Source organism: Streptomyces sp. NPDC046557 (genome assembly GCF_040645975.1).
Classification (GTDB): Bacteria; Actinomycetota; Actinomycetes; order Streptomycetales; family Streptomycetaceae; genus Streptomyces.
Genome location: NZ_JBEYZH010000004.1, coordinates 202,425 through 218,464 on the forward strand (window position 1 = coordinate 202,425; position 16,040 = coordinate 218,464).

14 protein-coding genes are annotated in these 16,040 nt (G+C 71.9%); 6 read left to right on the forward strand and 8 right to left on the reverse strand.

Features of this window, described 5'->3' with window-relative positions; genetic code table 11:
* Positions 1-59 precede the first annotated feature (59 nt).
* A complete protein-coding gene (locus ABZ934_RS12110; RefSeq protein WP_361311879.1) occupies positions 60-1,292 on the forward strand; it encodes a cytochrome P450 in 1,233 nt (410 codons plus the stop codon).
* Positions 1,293-1,319: 27 nt separating this feature from the next.
* On the opposite strand, the gene ABZ934_RS12115 is transcribed toward ABZ934_RS12110, so the two are convergent.
* From ABZ934_RS12115 to ABZ934_RS12140, 6 genes are all read right to left on the reverse strand, one after another.
* A complete protein-coding gene (locus ABZ934_RS12115; protein WP_361311881.1) occupies positions 1,320-3,407 on the reverse strand; it encodes a SpoIIE family protein phosphatase in 2,088 nt (695 codons plus the stop codon).
* Between the two features lie 207 nt (positions 3,408-3,614).
* A complete protein-coding gene (locus ABZ934_RS12120) occupies positions 3,615-4,664 on the reverse strand; it encodes a methyltransferase (RefSeq protein ID WP_361311883.1) in 1,050 nt (349 codons plus the stop codon).
* Between the two features lie 43 nt (positions 4,665-4,707).
* Entirely contained in the window at positions 4,708-5,766 is a 1,059-nt protein-coding gene (locus ABZ934_RS12125; protein ID WP_361311885.1) for a right-handed parallel beta-helix repeat-containing protein, read from the reverse strand.
* A 60-nt stretch (positions 5,767-5,826) separates the two neighbouring features.
* Positions 5,827-6,129, reverse strand: a complete 303-nt coding sequence (locus ABZ934_RS12130; protein WP_361311887.1) for a hypothetical protein — start codon at positions 6,127-6,129, stop codon at positions 5,827-5,829.
* A gap of 125 nt (positions 6,130-6,254) precedes the next feature.
* Positions 6,255-6,500 carry an acyl-CoA carboxylase subunit epsilon gene (locus ABZ934_RS12135; protein ID WP_361311889.1) on the reverse strand — a complete coding sequence of 82 codons (246 nt, stop codon included), beginning with the start codon at positions 6,498-6,500 and terminating at the stop codon, positions 6,255-6,257.
* Complete coding sequence (locus tag ABZ934_RS12140; protein WP_361311891.1) at positions 6,497-7,753, reverse strand: cytochrome P450; 1,257 nt, start codon at positions 7,751-7,753, stop codon at positions 6,497-6,499. The genes ABZ934_RS12135 and ABZ934_RS12140 overlap by 4 nt, the downstream gene beginning before the upstream one ends.
* Before the next feature lie 203 nt (positions 7,754-7,956).
* Between ABZ934_RS12140 and ABZ934_RS12145 the strand changes: the two genes are divergently transcribed.
* From ABZ934_RS12145 to ABZ934_RS12160, 4 genes are all read left to right on the forward strand, one after another.
* A complete protein-coding gene (locus tag ABZ934_RS12145; protein ID WP_361311893.1) occupies positions 7,957-9,018 on the forward strand; it encodes a type III polyketide synthase in 1,062 nt (353 codons plus the stop codon).
* A gap of 16 nt (positions 9,019-9,034) precedes the next feature.
* Positions 9,035-10,279, forward strand: coding sequence for a cytochrome P450 (locus ABZ934_RS12150; protein ID WP_361311895.1), 1,245 nt, complete (start codon positions 9,035-9,037; stop codon positions 10,277-10,279).
* Positions 10,276-10,812: a cupin domain-containing protein gene (locus ABZ934_RS12155; RefSeq protein ID WP_361311897.1), complete on the forward strand. Its 537-nt coding sequence runs from the start codon at positions 10,276-10,278 to the stop codon at positions 10,810-10,812. Before ABZ934_RS12150 ends, ABZ934_RS12155 begins: the two co-directional genes overlap by 4 nt.
* Positions 10,813-10,924: 112 nt before the next feature.
* Positions 10,925-11,722 carry a hypothetical protein gene (locus ABZ934_RS12160; protein WP_361311898.1) on the forward strand — a complete coding sequence of 266 codons (798 nt, stop codon included), beginning with the start codon at positions 10,925-10,927 and terminating at the stop codon, positions 11,720-11,722.
* Here the strand turns inward: ABZ934_RS12160 and ABZ934_RS12165 are convergent.
* Positions 11,702-13,231, reverse strand: a complete 1,530-nt coding sequence (locus ABZ934_RS12165; protein ID WP_361311900.1) for a DHA2 family efflux MFS transporter permease subunit — start codon at positions 13,229-13,231, stop codon at positions 11,702-11,704. The two genes, ABZ934_RS12160 and ABZ934_RS12165, sit on opposite strands and share 21 nt — an antisense overlap.
* Before the next feature lie 211 nt (positions 13,232-13,442).
* Between ABZ934_RS12165 and ABZ934_RS12170 the strand changes: the two genes are divergently transcribed.
* A complete protein-coding gene (locus tag ABZ934_RS12170; RefSeq protein WP_361311902.1) occupies positions 13,443-14,063 on the forward strand; it encodes an L-threonylcarbamoyladenylate synthase in 621 nt (206 codons plus the stop codon).
* Positions 14,064-14,098: 35 nt separating this feature from the next.
* On the opposite strand, the gene ABZ934_RS12175 is transcribed toward ABZ934_RS12170, so the two are convergent.
* Complete coding sequence (locus ABZ934_RS12175; RefSeq protein ID WP_361311904.1) at positions 14,099-16,036, reverse strand: galactose oxidase early set domain-containing protein; 1,938 nt, start codon at positions 16,034-16,036, stop codon at positions 14,099-14,101.
* Between the last annotated feature and the right edge of the window lie 4 nt (positions 16,037-16,040).

The following is a 16,040-nucleotide window of genomic DNA, read 5'->3' on the forward strand; positions in this document are numbered from 1 at the left end:
GCCAAGATCGACGGTACGAGGACCCGACCCGCCACGCCGGCGGCACACGAGGAGAACGCATGACGCGGCACACGCCCGACGGCCCGCCCACGGACGGGGCGCCCCTGCCCCGGCCCTTCGACGCGGCGTTCGCGGGAGATCCCCATGCCGTGTACCGGCGGCTGCGCGAGAAGGGATCGGTCCACCGGGTTGCCCTGCCCGACGGCTCCCCGGTGTGGCTGGTCACCCACGAGGCGGACGTACGAGAAGGGCTCGCCGACCCCCGCCTGTCCGTCAACAAACGCCATTCCACCACGGGTTACACCGGATTTTCGCTGCCCTCGGCACTCGACCGCAACCTGCTGAACATCGACCCGGACGATCACCGACGGCTGCGCCGACTCGTGTCCCACGGCTTCACCCCGCGCCGGGTCGAGCAGTTGCGGGGCAGCGTGCAGGACATCGTGGACAACCTCCTGTCGGACGTGGCGCGGGCGATGGACGCCCGTGGTGAGGCGGACGCCGTCGCCGCCTTCGCCAAGCCGCTCCCGCTGCGCGTGATCGGCTCGTTGCTGGGCGTGCCGGACGCCGACCAGGACCGGTTCTCCGGCTGGGTCACCACCATGCTCGCGCCGCGCGGGCGTGAGGAACTGGTGGAGGCGGTCGGCCGGATTTACCGGTTCCTCGTCGCTCTCGTGGCCGACCGCCGTGCCGCTCCGGGGGACGACATGCTCTCCGACCTGATCGCGGCGCGCGACGAGGGGGACCGGCTCACCGAGGACGAACTCGTCTCACTGGCCTTCCTGATCCTCTTGGCGGGCAGCGAGAACGTCCAGCACGTCATCGCCAACGGTCTGCTCACCCTGCTCACGCACCCCGAGCAGCTGGTCGAACTGCGCGAGCGGCCCGCCCTGTTCCCGGCCGCGGTCGAGGAACTCCTGCGCCATGCCCAGCCCATCCAGACGACGATCCGGCGCTTCGCCACCGAGCCGGTCGGGTTCGGCGGCGTCGTGATCCCCGCCGGGGACACCGTGCTGCTCTGCCTGGCTTCGGCGCACCGGGATCCCGCCCGGTATCCGGACCCCGACCGCTTCGACATCCACCGCGCCGACACCGCCCACCTCGCCCTCGGGCAGGGCATGCACTACTGCCTCGGCGCACCGCTCGCCCGGCTCCAGATCACCCTCGCGCTGCGCACGGTGCTCGACCGGTTCCCCGGGCTGTGCACGGCCCGCCCCGCCGACGAGCTGTCCTGGACCACCACGTTCCGCTTCCACGCCCTGCGGGAACTGCCGCTCACGACCGCCCCGTAGGCCGGCCGTCGCGACGCGCCCGGCCGCTCAGCGCGGGTCCGGCTCCACCGGGAGCATCCGGGCCATCAGCAGGGCCACGTCGTCGTGGTCCCCGGGGCGGCGCAGGGCCCGTAGCAGCAGGTCGCAGGTGTCCTCCAGGGGTCGGTGGGGGCCCGCGAGGAGGCTGAGCAGGAGGTCGAGGCGCTCGTCGAGGGACTGGTCGCGGGTCTCCACGAGCCCATCGGTGTAGAGGACGAGCTGGTCGTCGGGGGCCAGGGCGATCCGGGTGGTGTGGAAGGGGACGCCGCCGACCCCGAGCGGGGCTCCGGTGGGCAGGTCGAGCAGTTCCGGCAGCCGTCCGGGGCGCATCAGGACCGGTGGCAGGTGCCCGGCGAGGGAGATGTGGCATTCGGCGCGCCACGGGTCGTACACGGCGTAGGCGCAGGTGGTGATGGTGTGTTCCATGCCCGCCGCCGCCTCGTCGAGGTACTGCAGGACCTGCGAGGGGTCGAGGTCGAGCTGGGTCAGGGTCCGGGTGGCGGTGCGCAGTTGTCCCATGGTGGCGGCGGCGGCGATGCCGCTGCCCATGACGTCGCCGATGACCAGGGCGGTCTTGTCGTCGGCCAGCGGGATGACGTCGAACCAGTCACCGCCGATCTCGCTGGTGGCCCCGGACGGCTGATAGCGGTGGGCGATCTCCAGGCCCAGCCGGTGGGCCGGCTGGTGTGGCAGCAGGTTGCGCTGGAGGGTGAGGGCGGCGTGCCGCTGGTTCTGGAACAGTCGGGCGTTGTCGACGCAGACGGCCGCGCGCGCGGCCAGTTCGACCGCGAGGGTGACGTCGTCCTCGTCGAACGGGGCCGGCGTGCGGGCGCGCATCAGGCCGACGGCGCCGATGACCTCGCCGCGGGCGACCAGCGGGACCGCCAGGTAGGAGTGCACCCCGGCCGCGGCCAGCAGCGCGGCGGCGTTGTCGTCCCGGGCGATCCGGCGCAGGTCCTGGCCGGTCACCCGGGCCACCAGAACGGGGCGGCCGGTGTTCACGCAGTGGGTGACGACGCGGTCGGTGTCGTACTGGGCGAGTTCGCCGGTCTGGTCGGTGGCCTGCGCCGCTCCGGTGGGGTAGGCGGCGACGACCGCCAGGGCCCGGAAGCGGGCCGGTCCGACGGGCTCACCGGTGGTGCGGCGGTCGTGCAGGACGCTGTCCAGGATGTCCACCGTGGTGACGTCGGCCAGTTGCGGTACGCACACCTCGGCCAGTTCCCGGGCGGTCTGCTCCAGGTCGAGGGTGGTGCCGATGCGTACGGAGGCGTCCGCCACCACCGCGAGGCGGCGGCGGGCGCGGGCGGCGTCGTCGGCGGCCCGATGCTGGTCGGTCACGTCGACCACGGAGACGGCCACGCCCAGGACGTGGCCGGCCGGATCGTCGAGCCGGTAGTAGGACACGGACCAGGCGCGGTCCTCGGGGTCGGCCGGGGTGCGCCCGACCACGAACTGGTCCAGCAGCGGCACGCCCGTGGCGAGCACCTCCCGCATGGAGGACTCGATGGTCTCCACGTCCAGGAACGGCAGGGCCTCGCGGATGGTCCGGCCGAGGTGTTCGGAGGCCGGCAGGCCGTTGATCTGCTCCAGCGCCGGGTTGACCAGGACGTACCGCAGCTCGGCGTCGGTCACGCCGAGGCCGATCGGGGACTGGGAGACCAGCCGCAGGGAGAGCGCCAGGTCGCGCTCGACGCGCCGTAGGGTGAGGTGGTCGGTGGCGATGCCGAGGGCGTAGAAGTCCCCCAGGTCGTCCTGGAGGCGCATGTTGCGGAACTCCACCAGGCGGGTGCTGCCGTCCTTGTGCCGGACGGGGAAGCTCCCGGCCCAGCGCCGGCCGCTCTTCATCACCTGGGTGAACAGCTCGACCACCAAGCCGCGGTTCTCCTCCGACACCAGCAGCAGGGCCGCTGGCCGTCCGAGCGCCTCCGGGGCGGAGTAGCCGAACAGGTCCTCCGCCTGCGGGCTCCAGAACACGATGCGGCCGCGGTCGTCCAGGACCACCGCGGCCAGGCTGAGGACGTCGAGCAGGCCGCCCGATGCCGCCGGATCCGCCTCCGTGCTGTGGATCTCGGCCCGGAACGCGTCGGACGTGCTCATGGTCCGAACCCTTTCCGCTCACTCCGTGGCGCCCTGTGCCGGCCCAGGCCACCGGCCTCGTTCCTCCAAACCCTCCCACCGTCTCTCCGCGCCGGCGACCCGGCTCCCGCCGGTCGGGCCGGTGTCGCGCCCACCACGCGCGGTCGCCGGGCCCGCGTGTGCGCGGACCCGGCGACCGGTATCGAACAGGCGAACGAGCGGCTGCGGTCAGCGCGCCACAGAGCAGTCGAAGGCGTGCAGGTACGGGTTGACCGGACGGATGTCGTTCACGGACAGGCCCGCCTCCGTGAGCCTGTCGACCATGCTCTCGGTCGTGTGCTTGGCTCCGCCGACGTTGAGGAGCAGCAGCAGGTCCATGCCGGTGCTGAACCGCATGGACGGGGTGTCGTCCACCAGGTTCTCGATCACCACGACCCTCGCCCGGGGGCCACCTGCCCCGATGACGTTGCGCAGGGTACGCGCGGTGCTGGCGTCGTCCCACTCCAGGATGTTCTTGATGATGTACACGTCGGCCTGCACCGGGATGTCCACCCTGCAGTCGCCGGGCACGATGCGCATCCGGTCGGCCAGCGCCCCTCCCGGCCGCAGCCGCGGATCGGCGTTCTCCACCACGCGCGGCAGGTCGAGCAGGGTGCCACGCATCGCGGGGTACTTCTCCAGCAGGCTCGCCACCACGTACCCCTGGCCACCGCCGATGTCGGCGACCGACGTGGCCCCCGACAGGTCCAGGAACTCCGCCACGTCCTGCGCCGACTGCCGGCTGGAGGTGGTCATGGCCCGGTTGAAGACGTCGGCCGACTCGGGGGCGTCCTCGTTCAGGTACGCGAAGAATTCCTTGCCGAACAGGTCCTCGACGACGTTGTGGTTGGTGCGCACCGCTTCGTCCAACTTGGGCCAAGCGGCCCAGGTCCAGGGCTCCGTGCACCACAGGGCGATGGCGCGCAGGCTGTGCGGGTCGTCCTCGCGCAGCAGCCGGGACGTTCCGGTGTGTGCGAAGGTCCCGTTCGGCTCCTCGGCGAAGACGCCGTAGCAGGACAGCGCCCGCAGCAGCCGCCGCAGCGGCTTCGGCTCGGTCTTCACCGCGGCGGCGAGGTCCGCCACGCTCATCGGGCTGTCTCCGAGGGCGTCGGGGACGCCCAGCCGGACGGCCGCGCGGAGGGCGGCGGTGCACGCCGCCCCGAAGACGAGCTCGCGTAGCCGCATGGACGGCGGGGGAGCCGGACTCGTGGTCGGGTCGGTGGTGCGTGCGGTCGTCATGTGCCGCCCTTCCTGTTCTCGTTCGTGCGGGACGGGCGGGAGGTCAGCACAGTCCCGTCGGCTTCGAGGCGGCGCAGGCGTTGCCCTTGAAGACGTTGTCCCGGCCGACGCTGGTGTCGACGAGATCCGCCGGGGCGTTGTCGCGCAGCGTGTTGCCGGTGATCTGGTTCCGTTCGTTCGTGGCGCCCACGAAGCTCTTGAAGAGGACGATGCCGCCGGACAGCGGGGAGGAGCCGGTGTTGTCCGTGATCGTGTTCCCGGTCACCCGGGTGTCCTCGGTGCCGGTCAGCACGATTCCGCTGCCCTGGAGGAAGGGCAGCCGCGCGGTCTTCGGGCAGAGTTTGTTGTTCGCGACCACCCGGTTGTCGTGCACGGTCAGGTCGCCGGCGCGCGGGTGGTTCTCGTCTCCGACGACGAACAGCCCGGCGCAGTTCGCGGTGATGTCGTTGTGTCCGACGCCGAGGTTGCGAAGGCGGCGTACGGTGAGGCCGATGCGGTTGTCCCGCAGGTGGTTGTGCTCGACCACCGCGCCCCGGGTGTCCGTGGCCCCCGCTTCGGTGGCGATGGTGTTGGCGAGGAACAGGCCCGCGTCGCCGTTGCGGCGCGCGGTGTTGCCCTTGAAGACCCCACGCGTGGAGCGCTCCTGGGCGATGCCCCACTGGCCGTTCTTCTCGGCGATGACGTGCCGTACGGTCAGGTGGTCGGTGCGGGAGGCCCAGAGCCCGTTCTTGGCGAAGCCGGAGAGGGTGAGCGAGGCGACCGTGGTGCCTTCGACGGCACGGCCGTCCACGCCCTCGACGCAGATGCCGTTGCCGGCCCGGGCACAGGCGTCGGCCGACTTCGCGGAGGCCGGCGCGAGGACGGTACGGGGGCCCATGCCACGCAGGGTGAGCCTGGAGGTGGTCACTCGCACGCTCTCGCGGTACGTGCCCTCGGCCAGCAGGACGGTGTCGCCCGGGCGCGCCGCGTCCACCGCCCGCTGGACCGACTCTCCGGGCCGTACGACATGGACGGTGGGTCCTGCGACCGGCGACGCGGCGCCGATCCCCGTGGCGCAGAGCACCGCCGCGCTCGCGCAGTAAAGGATATGACGAGTCTTCATGTTGGATACGTTATGACCTGATATGTCACAGAGGGCCGGGATCGGCCGAACGGTGGCGTGTCATCCGCCGTCGACGGCGGTCCGGCCCGAGGGGGAAGAAGACGAGCAGCGGGCCGAACGTCCGGCCGCCGCCCCGGCGCCGGCGAACCACCGGCCGGCCGGGCCGAGTCCGTGCGCCGCCGCCCGCCGCAGCGCGAGGAAGACGGGGACGAAGACGAGGACGCCCGTGAGGAGGCCGAGGTGGCTCGTGGACCAGGTGAAGCCGGGACCGTGGACGTCGTCGGTGAGCCGGATGAGCCCGTGGACGGTCATGCGGAGCGGTCCCACGACGAATGCGGCCCCCGGCCGCTTGGCGTTGATCATGTTCTGATCACCTGGCCGGGCGCCCGGCACCCGTGCCGGGGACGGCCCCGGCCCGACCCCGAGACGAACCCCGGGCCTCCACCGGGCCGTGTCCCGAGGGCCGCCCGCGCCGGCGGGACCGCCCGTCAGACCTCCCGCCCCACCTTGTGGAGCGGGGGTCGGGCCCGCCAGGAGTTCGCGGGGTGGATCAGCGGCCAGTGGCGGTCCCAGTGGGCGCGGTGGCTGCGGTGATGGTGGCCGTGGTGGAGGTGGCCGTGGTGATGTCCGTGGAGGGCGGGGGCGCTGCGCGCCAGGACGACCAGGGCGGCGGTCAGGGCCGCCAGCTCCATGTGGTCCGGGTTGCCCCGGACCACCTCGATCCGGCCTATCACCAGGTCACCGGCAGCGTCTTGGGTCCGCGGATCAGGGCGCCGGGCTGCCATTCGATCTGCTCCGGCGGGACCGCCAGCGCGAGTTCGGGGTAGCGGTCGAGCAGGGTGGCGACCATGACCTCGGACTCCATCCGCGCCAGCATCGAGCCGACGCAGTGGTGGGGGCCGTTGCCGAAGGCCATGTGCGCGATCGGGCCGCGGTCGAAGTCCAGCGCGTCGGGGTTCGGGAAGACGGCCGGGTCGCGGTTGGCCGCGAGGTAGGAGGAGTAGACGACCTCGCCCCGGCGGATCAGGACCCCGCCGATCTCGATGTCCCTCGTGGCGACCCGTGGGATGCCGACGCCGCTGCGGTGCGGGATGTAGCGCAGCAGCTCGTCGACGGCCTGCGGGATCATCTCCGGTTCGGCCCGGAGTCGGGCCAGGTGCTCCGGATGGGTGAGTAGGGCGTAGATCATGTTGGCGCTGTTGTTGCGTACCGCGTGGGCGCCGCTCACCAGGATCGCGGTGGCGAGGGAGACGGCCTCCGCCTCGGTGATCTCGCTCGCGTCGGCCGCCTCCACCAGGACGGACGCGAGGTCGTCGCCCCGCTCGTCGGCCGGCTCGGCCCTGCGCAGCGCGAGGAGGGCGACGACGCTGTCGCGGACGGTCTTCATGGCGTCGGCGCTGCGCTCCGGTGCCGGACCGGGCGTCATGATCACGTTCGCCCAGGAGGTCATGCCTTCGCGCATGTCCTGCGGCATTCCGAGGAGGTCGGCGACGGCCGCCAGGGGGAAGGGGCCGTGCAGGTGCTCGACGAGGTCGGCGGGCGAGCCGTGACGTTCCATCTCGTCCAGGAGCCGGTCGACGGTTGCCTGCGCGGCCGGCCGCAGCCGCTGCATGCTCTTGCCGGTGAAGGCCCGCGCCACCACGCGCCGCATGTCGTTCAGGCGTGGCGGGTCCGCGTAGTTCAAGGACGCCTTCTGCGAGGCGATCGCGTGCGGCGAGGAACTGGTGATCGCGCGCCCGACCAGTTCCTGCCTGCTGAAGCGCGGGTCGGTCGTCGCCGCCTTGACATCGGCGTAGCGCGCCATCAGCCAGGCGCTGCCCTCACCGAACGGCAACCGCACCCGAGCGGCCTTGTCCTCCAGCAGCCGGGCGTGGAGGAACGGGTCGAATTCCAGGGCTTCGAGGTCATCCAGCTTCCAGCAGTGCACCGGCTCGTCCGGAGCCGGGTCCGTACGCGTCCCGAGAGCCGTGTCGGGGTCTGTCGTCATGGTGCTCTCCCAGCCTTGATGTCACTCCTGGTAGGCGAATGCGCCGGGAATCCGGCTGACGATCCCTTCCCGGCACCGGCTTGCTCCGCTGCCGGCGTCCGCCACTGTCACCCGATCGGCCCCTGTCACCGGCGGATCATTCCGGCGCGCGGAACCGGCGCGGGTCCGTGAGGCTTTGTCGGGAAATGAAAGGAGAGCCGACTGTGGCGACTCTGTGTAGGCCAACGGTGCACGTGCCGGAGCACGTGATCACCATGGAGCAGACCCTGGATCTGGCCCGGTCCGTTCACGCCGATCACCCGCAGCTCGACCTTGCCCTGCGACTGATCCGGAACACCGGCGTCGCGAAGCGGCACATCGTGCGTCCCATCGAGGAGACCCTGAAGCACCCCGGCCTCGAACAGCGCAACGCCGTGTACGAGGCCGAGGCCAAGACCCGGGTACCGGCGGTGGTGCGGGCGGCCCTCGAAGACGCCCAGCTGCGTCCGCAGGACATCGATCTGATCATCTTCGTGTCGTGCACCGGCTTCCTGATGCCGTCCCTGACCGCCTGGATGATCAACTCGATGGGCTTCCGCACCGATACGAGACAGCTGCCCATCGCCCAGTTGGGCTGCGCGGCGGGCGGGGCGGCGGTGAACCGGGCGCACGACTTCTGCACCGCGTACCCGGACGCGAACGCCCTGATCGTCTCCTGCGAGTTCTGCTCGCTGTGTTACCAGCCGAGCGACCTGGAGGTCGGCAACCTGCTCTCCAACGGTCTCTTCGGCGACGGCGTCGGCGCCGCAGCCGTCCGGGGCCGGGGTGGAACGGGCATGGACCTCCACCGCAACGGGTCGTACATCATCCCGGAAACGGAGGACTGGATCATGTACGACGTCAAGGCCACCGGGTTCCACTTCAAGCTCGACCGGCGCGTCCCGGGAACGATGGAACCGCTCGCCCCGTCGCTCAAGCGCCTCGCCAAGGCGCATGGGTGGGACGCCTCGGCCTTGGACTTCTACATCATCCACGCGGGTGGCCCACGCATCCTGGACGACCTCAGCAAGTACCTCGGTGTGCCTGCCGAAGCATTCCGCTTCAGTCGGGCCACACTGACGGAATACGGCAACATCGCAAGCGCGGTGGTCCTGGACGCCCTGCGTCGGCTCTTCGACGAGAACGGCACCGTCGATGCCGCGAAGGGCATGCTCGCCGGGTTCGGACCCGGCATCACCGCCGAGATCTCACTCGGGAGCTGGGTTTCGGAGCCGGCGTCCCCGTGAGGGAGGAATCCGAACCATGCTGAAGGACGGCCCCGACGCCTCAAGGCCACCCGTCACGCACTGGCCCGCCCTGGATCTGGCCGGGGTCGACTTCGACCCCGTCCTCACCGAGCTGATGCGCGCGGGGCCGATCACCCGGATCAAACTGCCCAACGGAAGTGGGTGGGCCTGGCTGGTGTGCCGCTACGACGACGTGCGGATGGTCGCCAACGACCCCCGGTTCAGCCGCAAGCTCGTCATGGAGCACGACGTCACCCGTCTGGCCCCCCATTTCATCCCTGCCCCCGGCGCGGTCGGCTTCGAGGACCCTCCCGACCACACACGACTGCGCCGCACCGTCGCCGCCGCGTTCACCACCGGCGGCGTGGAGCGCCTGCGCACCAAGGCGCAGCGGACGTTGGACGGACTCGTCGACGCGGTCCTGCGCGACGGGCCGCCCGCGGACCTCACCCGGCGGCTGCTCGCGCCGTTCCCGCTCGCGGTCGTCTGCGACCTCATGGGGATTCCGGAGGAGGACCGCCCCGAGGTCCACGAATGGACCGCCATGATCCTGTCCTCCGCGCACGGCGTGGAGCGCAGCGAACAGGCGAAGACGCGGATGTGCGCCTACCTGGGCGAGCGGCTGCGGGCCGGCCGCCGGGCCGCGCCTGACGGCGACGGCGACGGCGGTGAGGGCGGCGACGTCATCGGCCTGCTCGCCGGGGCGGTCGAGGCCGGGGAGGTGACCGAGGAGGAGGCCGTCGGTGTGGCCCTGCTCGTGCAGATCGGCGGCGAGGCCGTCACCAACAACGTCGGCAACATGGTGTTCATCCTCCTCACCCGGCCGGAGCTGATGGAGAAGCTGCGGGCCGCGCCGGACCTGCGGCCCACGGCCCTCAACGAACTCCTGCGCTACATCCCCCACCGCAACTCGGTCGGTCTCTCCCGGATCGCCCTGGAGGACGTCGAGGTCGCCGGTCAGGTCATCCGCGCGGGCGAGGCGGTGTACGTCTCCTACCTCGCCGCGAACCGGGACCCGGACGTCTTCCCCGACCCCGACGAGATCCGGCTCGACCGCACGCCCAACGCGCACGTCTCCTTCGGCTACGGACCGCACTTCTGCCCCGGCAACATGCTGGCCCGCCTGGAGTCCGAGTTGCTCGTGAACGCGCTGCTGGACCGTTTCCCCGACCCGCGGTTCGCGGTGCCGGTGGAGGAACTGTGCTGGCGGCCGGGGGCGCTCATCCGCGGGCCCGAGGCGCTGCCGGTGACCTGGTCATGACAGCGCACGTGGCGCGGGACGGGCTGCTGGTGCCGCCGGGGCACGGGCGCACCCTGCACACCGCCGCCCAGCAGGTCACCTTCAAGGTCACCGGCGAGGACTCCCAGGTCGCCTCCAGCTTCGAGGTCGTCGTACCGCCCGGATTCGATGTCGGGGCGCACCTCCACACGCGGAGCGAAGAACTGTTCTACGTCCTGGAGGGTGAACTCGACGTGATGGCGTTCGAGCCTCGCGTCCGTTCCGGCGACGACTGGCGACGCTGGGAGTCGCTCGACGGCCGCCAGGTCGTCCGGGCGACCCCGGGGACGGTCATCGTCGTACCGCCCGGCTGTCCGCACGCCTTCGCCAACCCCACGGGGGAACCGGCCCGGATGTTCTTCCAGGCGTCTCCCCCGCCCGACCACGAACGGTACTTCGAGGAGCTCCTCGAACTGCTCGACGGCAACGCCTCACCGGACGCCTCGGCGATCCGGGAACTGCGGGCGCGCTACGACATCGAGCAGCTGACACCACTGCGCCACAGCCTGTCCTGACCGACGGGCCGGGCGACCGACGGGCCCGCGGATCCACGGGCCGGCCGACCGACCGACCACGGCCGGGGCACCGCTCCGCCCTTCCAACCCATCACCACGCTCGGGAGACTCCATGCTGCGCACTCGCCGCACGCTTCGCACCGCGACGTATGCCCTGGCCGCCACGGTGGCCACCACCGCCTCGCTCGCCGCGGGGCCGGCCACCGCCGCCGAACCCCTGCCGTCCCACTGGTGCTACGTCAACGGCAAGGAGGCCCGGCCGGGACCGATCGTGGCGGGCACGAACGGCCCCGACACGATCGTGTGCGAGAACGACGTCGAGAACGCCATCATCGACGGCAAGGGCGGCAACGACAACATCCGGGTGAAGGGCATGCTCATCGATGCCCAGGTGCTCGGCGGCGAGGGCGACGACACGCTCCAGGTCAACAACCTCTTCCCGCGCAACGGCAATTCGACGGTGCGCGGCGGCCTGGGCAACGACACGATCATCACCGCCCTCGTCGTCGGCACGGCGGCGCACGGAGCCGCCGTCTACGGCGACCACGGTGACGACAAGATCACCACCGGCAGCGTGATGGGAACCCCGGGCGAGTACGAGCGCGGCGGCGGCCAGGTCTTCGGCAACGACGGCAACGACGTGATCCACACGGGCAACGTCGACCTCGGCGGCCGGGTCCTCGGCGGCGCCAACGACGACATCATCGAGAGCAAGTCGGTGGGCTCGGAGTCCGCCGGCATCCTCCTGGGCGGTCCCGGCGACGACCAGGTCCGCGGCCAGAACGACACCGTCCTGACCATCGGTCCCGGCTACGGGCAGGTCGACGGCGGCATCGGCACCAACCACTGCAAGGTGAAGCACTTCTCGACCGGTGACCGGATCCGCAGCTCAGTCGCGAACTGCCTCTGATCCCGCGTGCTCGGTGGGGCGGCCGTGGCGCCGCCCCACCGTAAGCCCCTCGGGCAGCATGAACCACGTCAGGACGGCTCCGACGGCGAAGATCGCCGCCGAAGCCGTGAACGCGGCGTGACAGCCCTCCACAGCAGCCCGGGCCGCGGTGTGCGGCCCGGGCTGCCGGTGCGTCGCCAGGTAACCGGCGGTGGCGCCGGCCGCGAAGGTGCTCATCAGGGCCGTGCCGACCGAACCACCGATCTGACGCATCGAGTTGACCACGGCGGAGCCGGCGCCGGCCTCGCCGGGCGCGATCCCGGCCGTGGCGAGGTTCATGGCCGCCGCCGTCAACAGCCCCACACCGAGGCCGGCACCGATCTGCGCAGGCAACACCTCGACCAGGTAGGACCCGTCAACCGAGAGGCGGGTCAGCCATGCCATCCCGCACGCCGCGAGCAGCATGCCCCCGGCGACGCGGGTGCGGCCACCCACCTTGCGCAGCCGGGTGCTTCCACTTCCCATCGCACTGAGCATGATGGCGCCGGACATCGGCAGGAAGGCCAGACCGGTCCTGGCCGGCCCGTAGCCCCGGGTGTGCTGGAGGTAGAACGTCAGGAACAGGAACACCCCGAACGTGGCGACACCGGCGATGAACATGGCCAGCAGGGCCGCGCCCCGGACCCGGTCGAGCACGATCCGCAAGGGCAGCAGCGGATGGGGGGAGCGACCCTGCCACACGGCGAACGCGGCGATCAGCAGCACTCCGGCGCAGAGGAGGCCACCGCCGCGCGGAGCGGTCCAGCCGTGGGAGCCCGCCCCGGCAAGCCCGTAGACGACGCAGAACAGGCCCGTCGAGGCCAGGGCGGTACCGGGCAGGTCCAGCCGGGTCCGGGCGGCGGCGGGCTGTGGCGGGAGCAGCAGGAGCGCCCCGATCACGGCGGCGACGGCGAGGAGCACGTTCACGTACAGGGTGGAGCGCCAACCGAGGTGCTCTGTGAGCACGCCGCCCAGCAGCAGTCCCACCGCCCCTCCGGAGGAGGCCAGCGCCCCGTACACACCGAAGGCCCTGCCCCGGTCCGCGGGGGTGGTGAACGTCGTGGTGAGCAGGGAGAGGGCCGCGGGCGCCAGCAGGGCCGCGAACACGCCCTGACAGGCGCGGGCACCGACCAGCAGACCGAAGGTGGCGGCCGAGCCGCCCACCGCGGAGGACAGCGCGAAACCGACCTGGCCGATGACGAAGGCCCGCCGGCGCCCGAAGAGGTCGGCGAGTCTGCCGCCGAGCAGCAGCAGACTGCCGAAGGCCATGGCGTACGCGGTCACCACCCACTGTCGCCGACCGTCGGAGAACCCCAGGTCGACCTGGGCGGAGGGCAGGGCGATGTTCACGATGGTGGCGTCCAGGACGACCATGATCTGGGCAAGGCCGATCACCGCGAGGATCCACCAGCGGCGTGAGTCGGGCCGCGCTGCGGCGCCCGGAACGTCGGCGGTGGTGCTTGTCCCGGGACCGGTGGGTTCTGTCGACAAGGTGGCACTCCGTGGATTCCACTCGTACTGACGGACGGGATGTCTGCTTCGACAGTGGGCGAACGGCGCCCCCGGGCCCGCCCCCTGCCCCGCGCGCCACGCCACGATGCCGTCCGGACGGACCAGCGCGACCGCCCCGGCGGGCCCCGGCCGGGGGCGGGCGCGCGGGCGCGTGGATCGGCGGGGCGGGACGATCCCGTAGGCTCGGCGGATGGCGAAGTACTTCGATGTGCACCCCGAGAACCCCCAGCAGCGCACGATCGGCAACGTGGCCGACAGCATCCGCTCCGGCGCGCTCGTCGCGTATCCGACCGATTCCCTGTACGCGCTGGGCTGCCAGTTGGGCAACCGTGACGGTCTCGACCGGATCCGCTCCATCCGCGACCTCGACGACCGGCACCACTTCACACTCGTCTGCCAGAACTTCGCGCAGCTCGGCCAGTTCGTGCAGATCGACAACGACGTGTTCCGCGCGATCAAGGCGGCCACGCCGGGCAGCTACACCTTCATCTTGCCCGCCACCAAGGAAGTGCCGCGCCAACTGCTGCACCCGAAGAAGAAGACGGTCGGGGTCCGCATCCCGGACCACACGCTGGTCCAGGCCCTGCTCGCGGAGATCGGCGAACCGCTGTTGTCCAGCAGCCTGCTCCTGCCCGACGAGCCCGAGCCGCTGACGCAGGGTTGGGAGATCAAGGAGCGACTCGACCACGTGGTGGACATCGTGGTCGACTCGGGCGAGTGCGGGACGAAGCCGACGACGGTCATCGACTTCTCGGGCGGCGGGGCCGAGATCGTCCGCTACGGCGCGGGCGACACGACCCGCTTCGAGTAGGCCGCCCGCGCCTCGGCGGCCCGTGTCGCGGTGCCTCAGCGGCGGCCCGGCCTCGGGCCCAGTTTGATCCATTGTGCCGCGCTCGGGACGCCCTTGGAGTTGAGCAGGAACAGCATGTAGTACCCGGGCGGGGCGTCGGCCGCCGTGGGCGGGGTGCGCAGGGTGAGGGTGTCGCCGCGGCTCGCGGTCCGGCGCAGCTCCAGGTGTCGCTGGCTGGTGTTCACGGCGTGGGTGACCGTCGTGGGGGCCAGCAGGACGGCCCGTGTCACGTCCCCGGGGGTGGAGGTGCGGACGGTGAACTCCGCGTCGTAGGCCAGTTCGCCGCGCGGTGCCCGGTCGAGGGCCGGCCGGGGACCTCGGTGCAGGTAGGGCGGCTCGTAGAGCTCGACGCTGCCGTCCATCCCGTCCGCGATGTCGGGGTCGTTGGCGATCTGCTGGAGTTCGTCGCCGGTGATCATCACCCGTCCGTCGGGCATCACGAGGGCGTTGGAGTGGTAGCCGCGCGGCAGCCGCTGCGCCGGTCCCAGGCTCCAGTGGCCGTGGGCGTCGCGCAGCTCGATCCGCCGGTACTTGAGGTCGGCCTTCGGGTTGAACGGCCCGTACCCGTAGTTCCTGGTGTCGAGTGCCCCGTTGACGGTCAGGAGGGTGCCGTCCGGCAGGATCAGGGTGTCGTCCTGAGTGCGGCCGAACGCCCGGGGGGTGTCGGTCTTCCAGGCGCCGCCGGACAGCCGGTAGGTCGACGGGTCGTGCGGGTCGCCGCCCAGCACCAGGACGGAGTCCGGCCCGCGCAGACCCGCGGGCAGCGCGACGGCCGAGCCGTAGCCGCGGAAGTCGGCCGGCCGCCGGGGCAGATCCTTGCGGGTCTCCTTCACCGGGTCGAACACCCACTGCTGGTCGGCGTCGCGCCCCAGACCGTAGATCATGCCGTCGCGGAGCGAGAACAGGTGCGGGTAGTCGTTGCGGAACGGGGCGTCCGCCGCGAACCGCTCCGCGGCGACGCCCGCCGGGATGTCGTACGGGCGCCAGGGCACGCGGTGGCCGCGCGCCGGGAAGCGCTCGACCACCGGGGTGGGGTGCCCGGTGCCGCGTTCGTCCTGCCCGGACATGATCAGCTGTCGGCCGTCGGCGCCGGTGACCACGGAGGGGTACCAGCGGCCCACCGCCAGGTCGCGGTTGCGGAACCAGGTCTCGGTCCACGGGTCGAAGACGAAGGAGAGCCTGGCCCCCGTACCGCCCTTGCCGCCGCCGTTGCCGCCGAAGACGCCGACCATGCCGTTGGGCAGGTAGGAGTGACCCGCGCAGAAGAAGGGGGCGGGGCGCGGGACGAACGTGCCGTCCGGCATCAGCACGGTGGGCGGCGGCACCTTTTTGAACGCCGAGCGGCCGGTGCCCTTGGCGGGGTCCCAGAGGTAGGCCCGGCCCGCGTTGGTGCGACCGATCCGGTCGGTGGGGCCGGTCTCCTTGGTGGGGTTGACCTCCACCCGTTCGAAGGAGAAGAGCAGCACCTTCCCGGTGGGGAGCTGGGCCACGTGCACGCCGAAGTCGGGCGAGGGGAAGTAGTCGGTGAAGCGGCCGAAGAGCGGTGCGGCGAAGCCGGCGTTGAGCCGCTGCTGGGAGGCGCGCAGCGAGGCGAGGCCGGCGGTACGCCACGATTGGGGGTACTCGCGCAGGGCGTCGACGGCCCGCCTGCGGCCGGCGTGGGCGCGGGCGTGGTCCTCGCCGAGGACGGCGGCCTCGCCGGGCAGGGCGGGTTCACCGAGGGGGTCGGTGCCGGCGCTGTGGTGGGTTCCTGCGTGGTGGTGGGTGTCGTCGTGGGCGGGGGCCGAGGCGAGGGCGGGCGCGGTGGTGGCGAGGACGCCGGTGGCCACCAAGGCCGTCGCGAACAGGCGCAGCGACGCGGCGGGCCGCCCGCGCGGGGCGGACCGACCGACGGACCGACCGGCGGATACGGGGGATACGGGGGATGGGGACATGGGA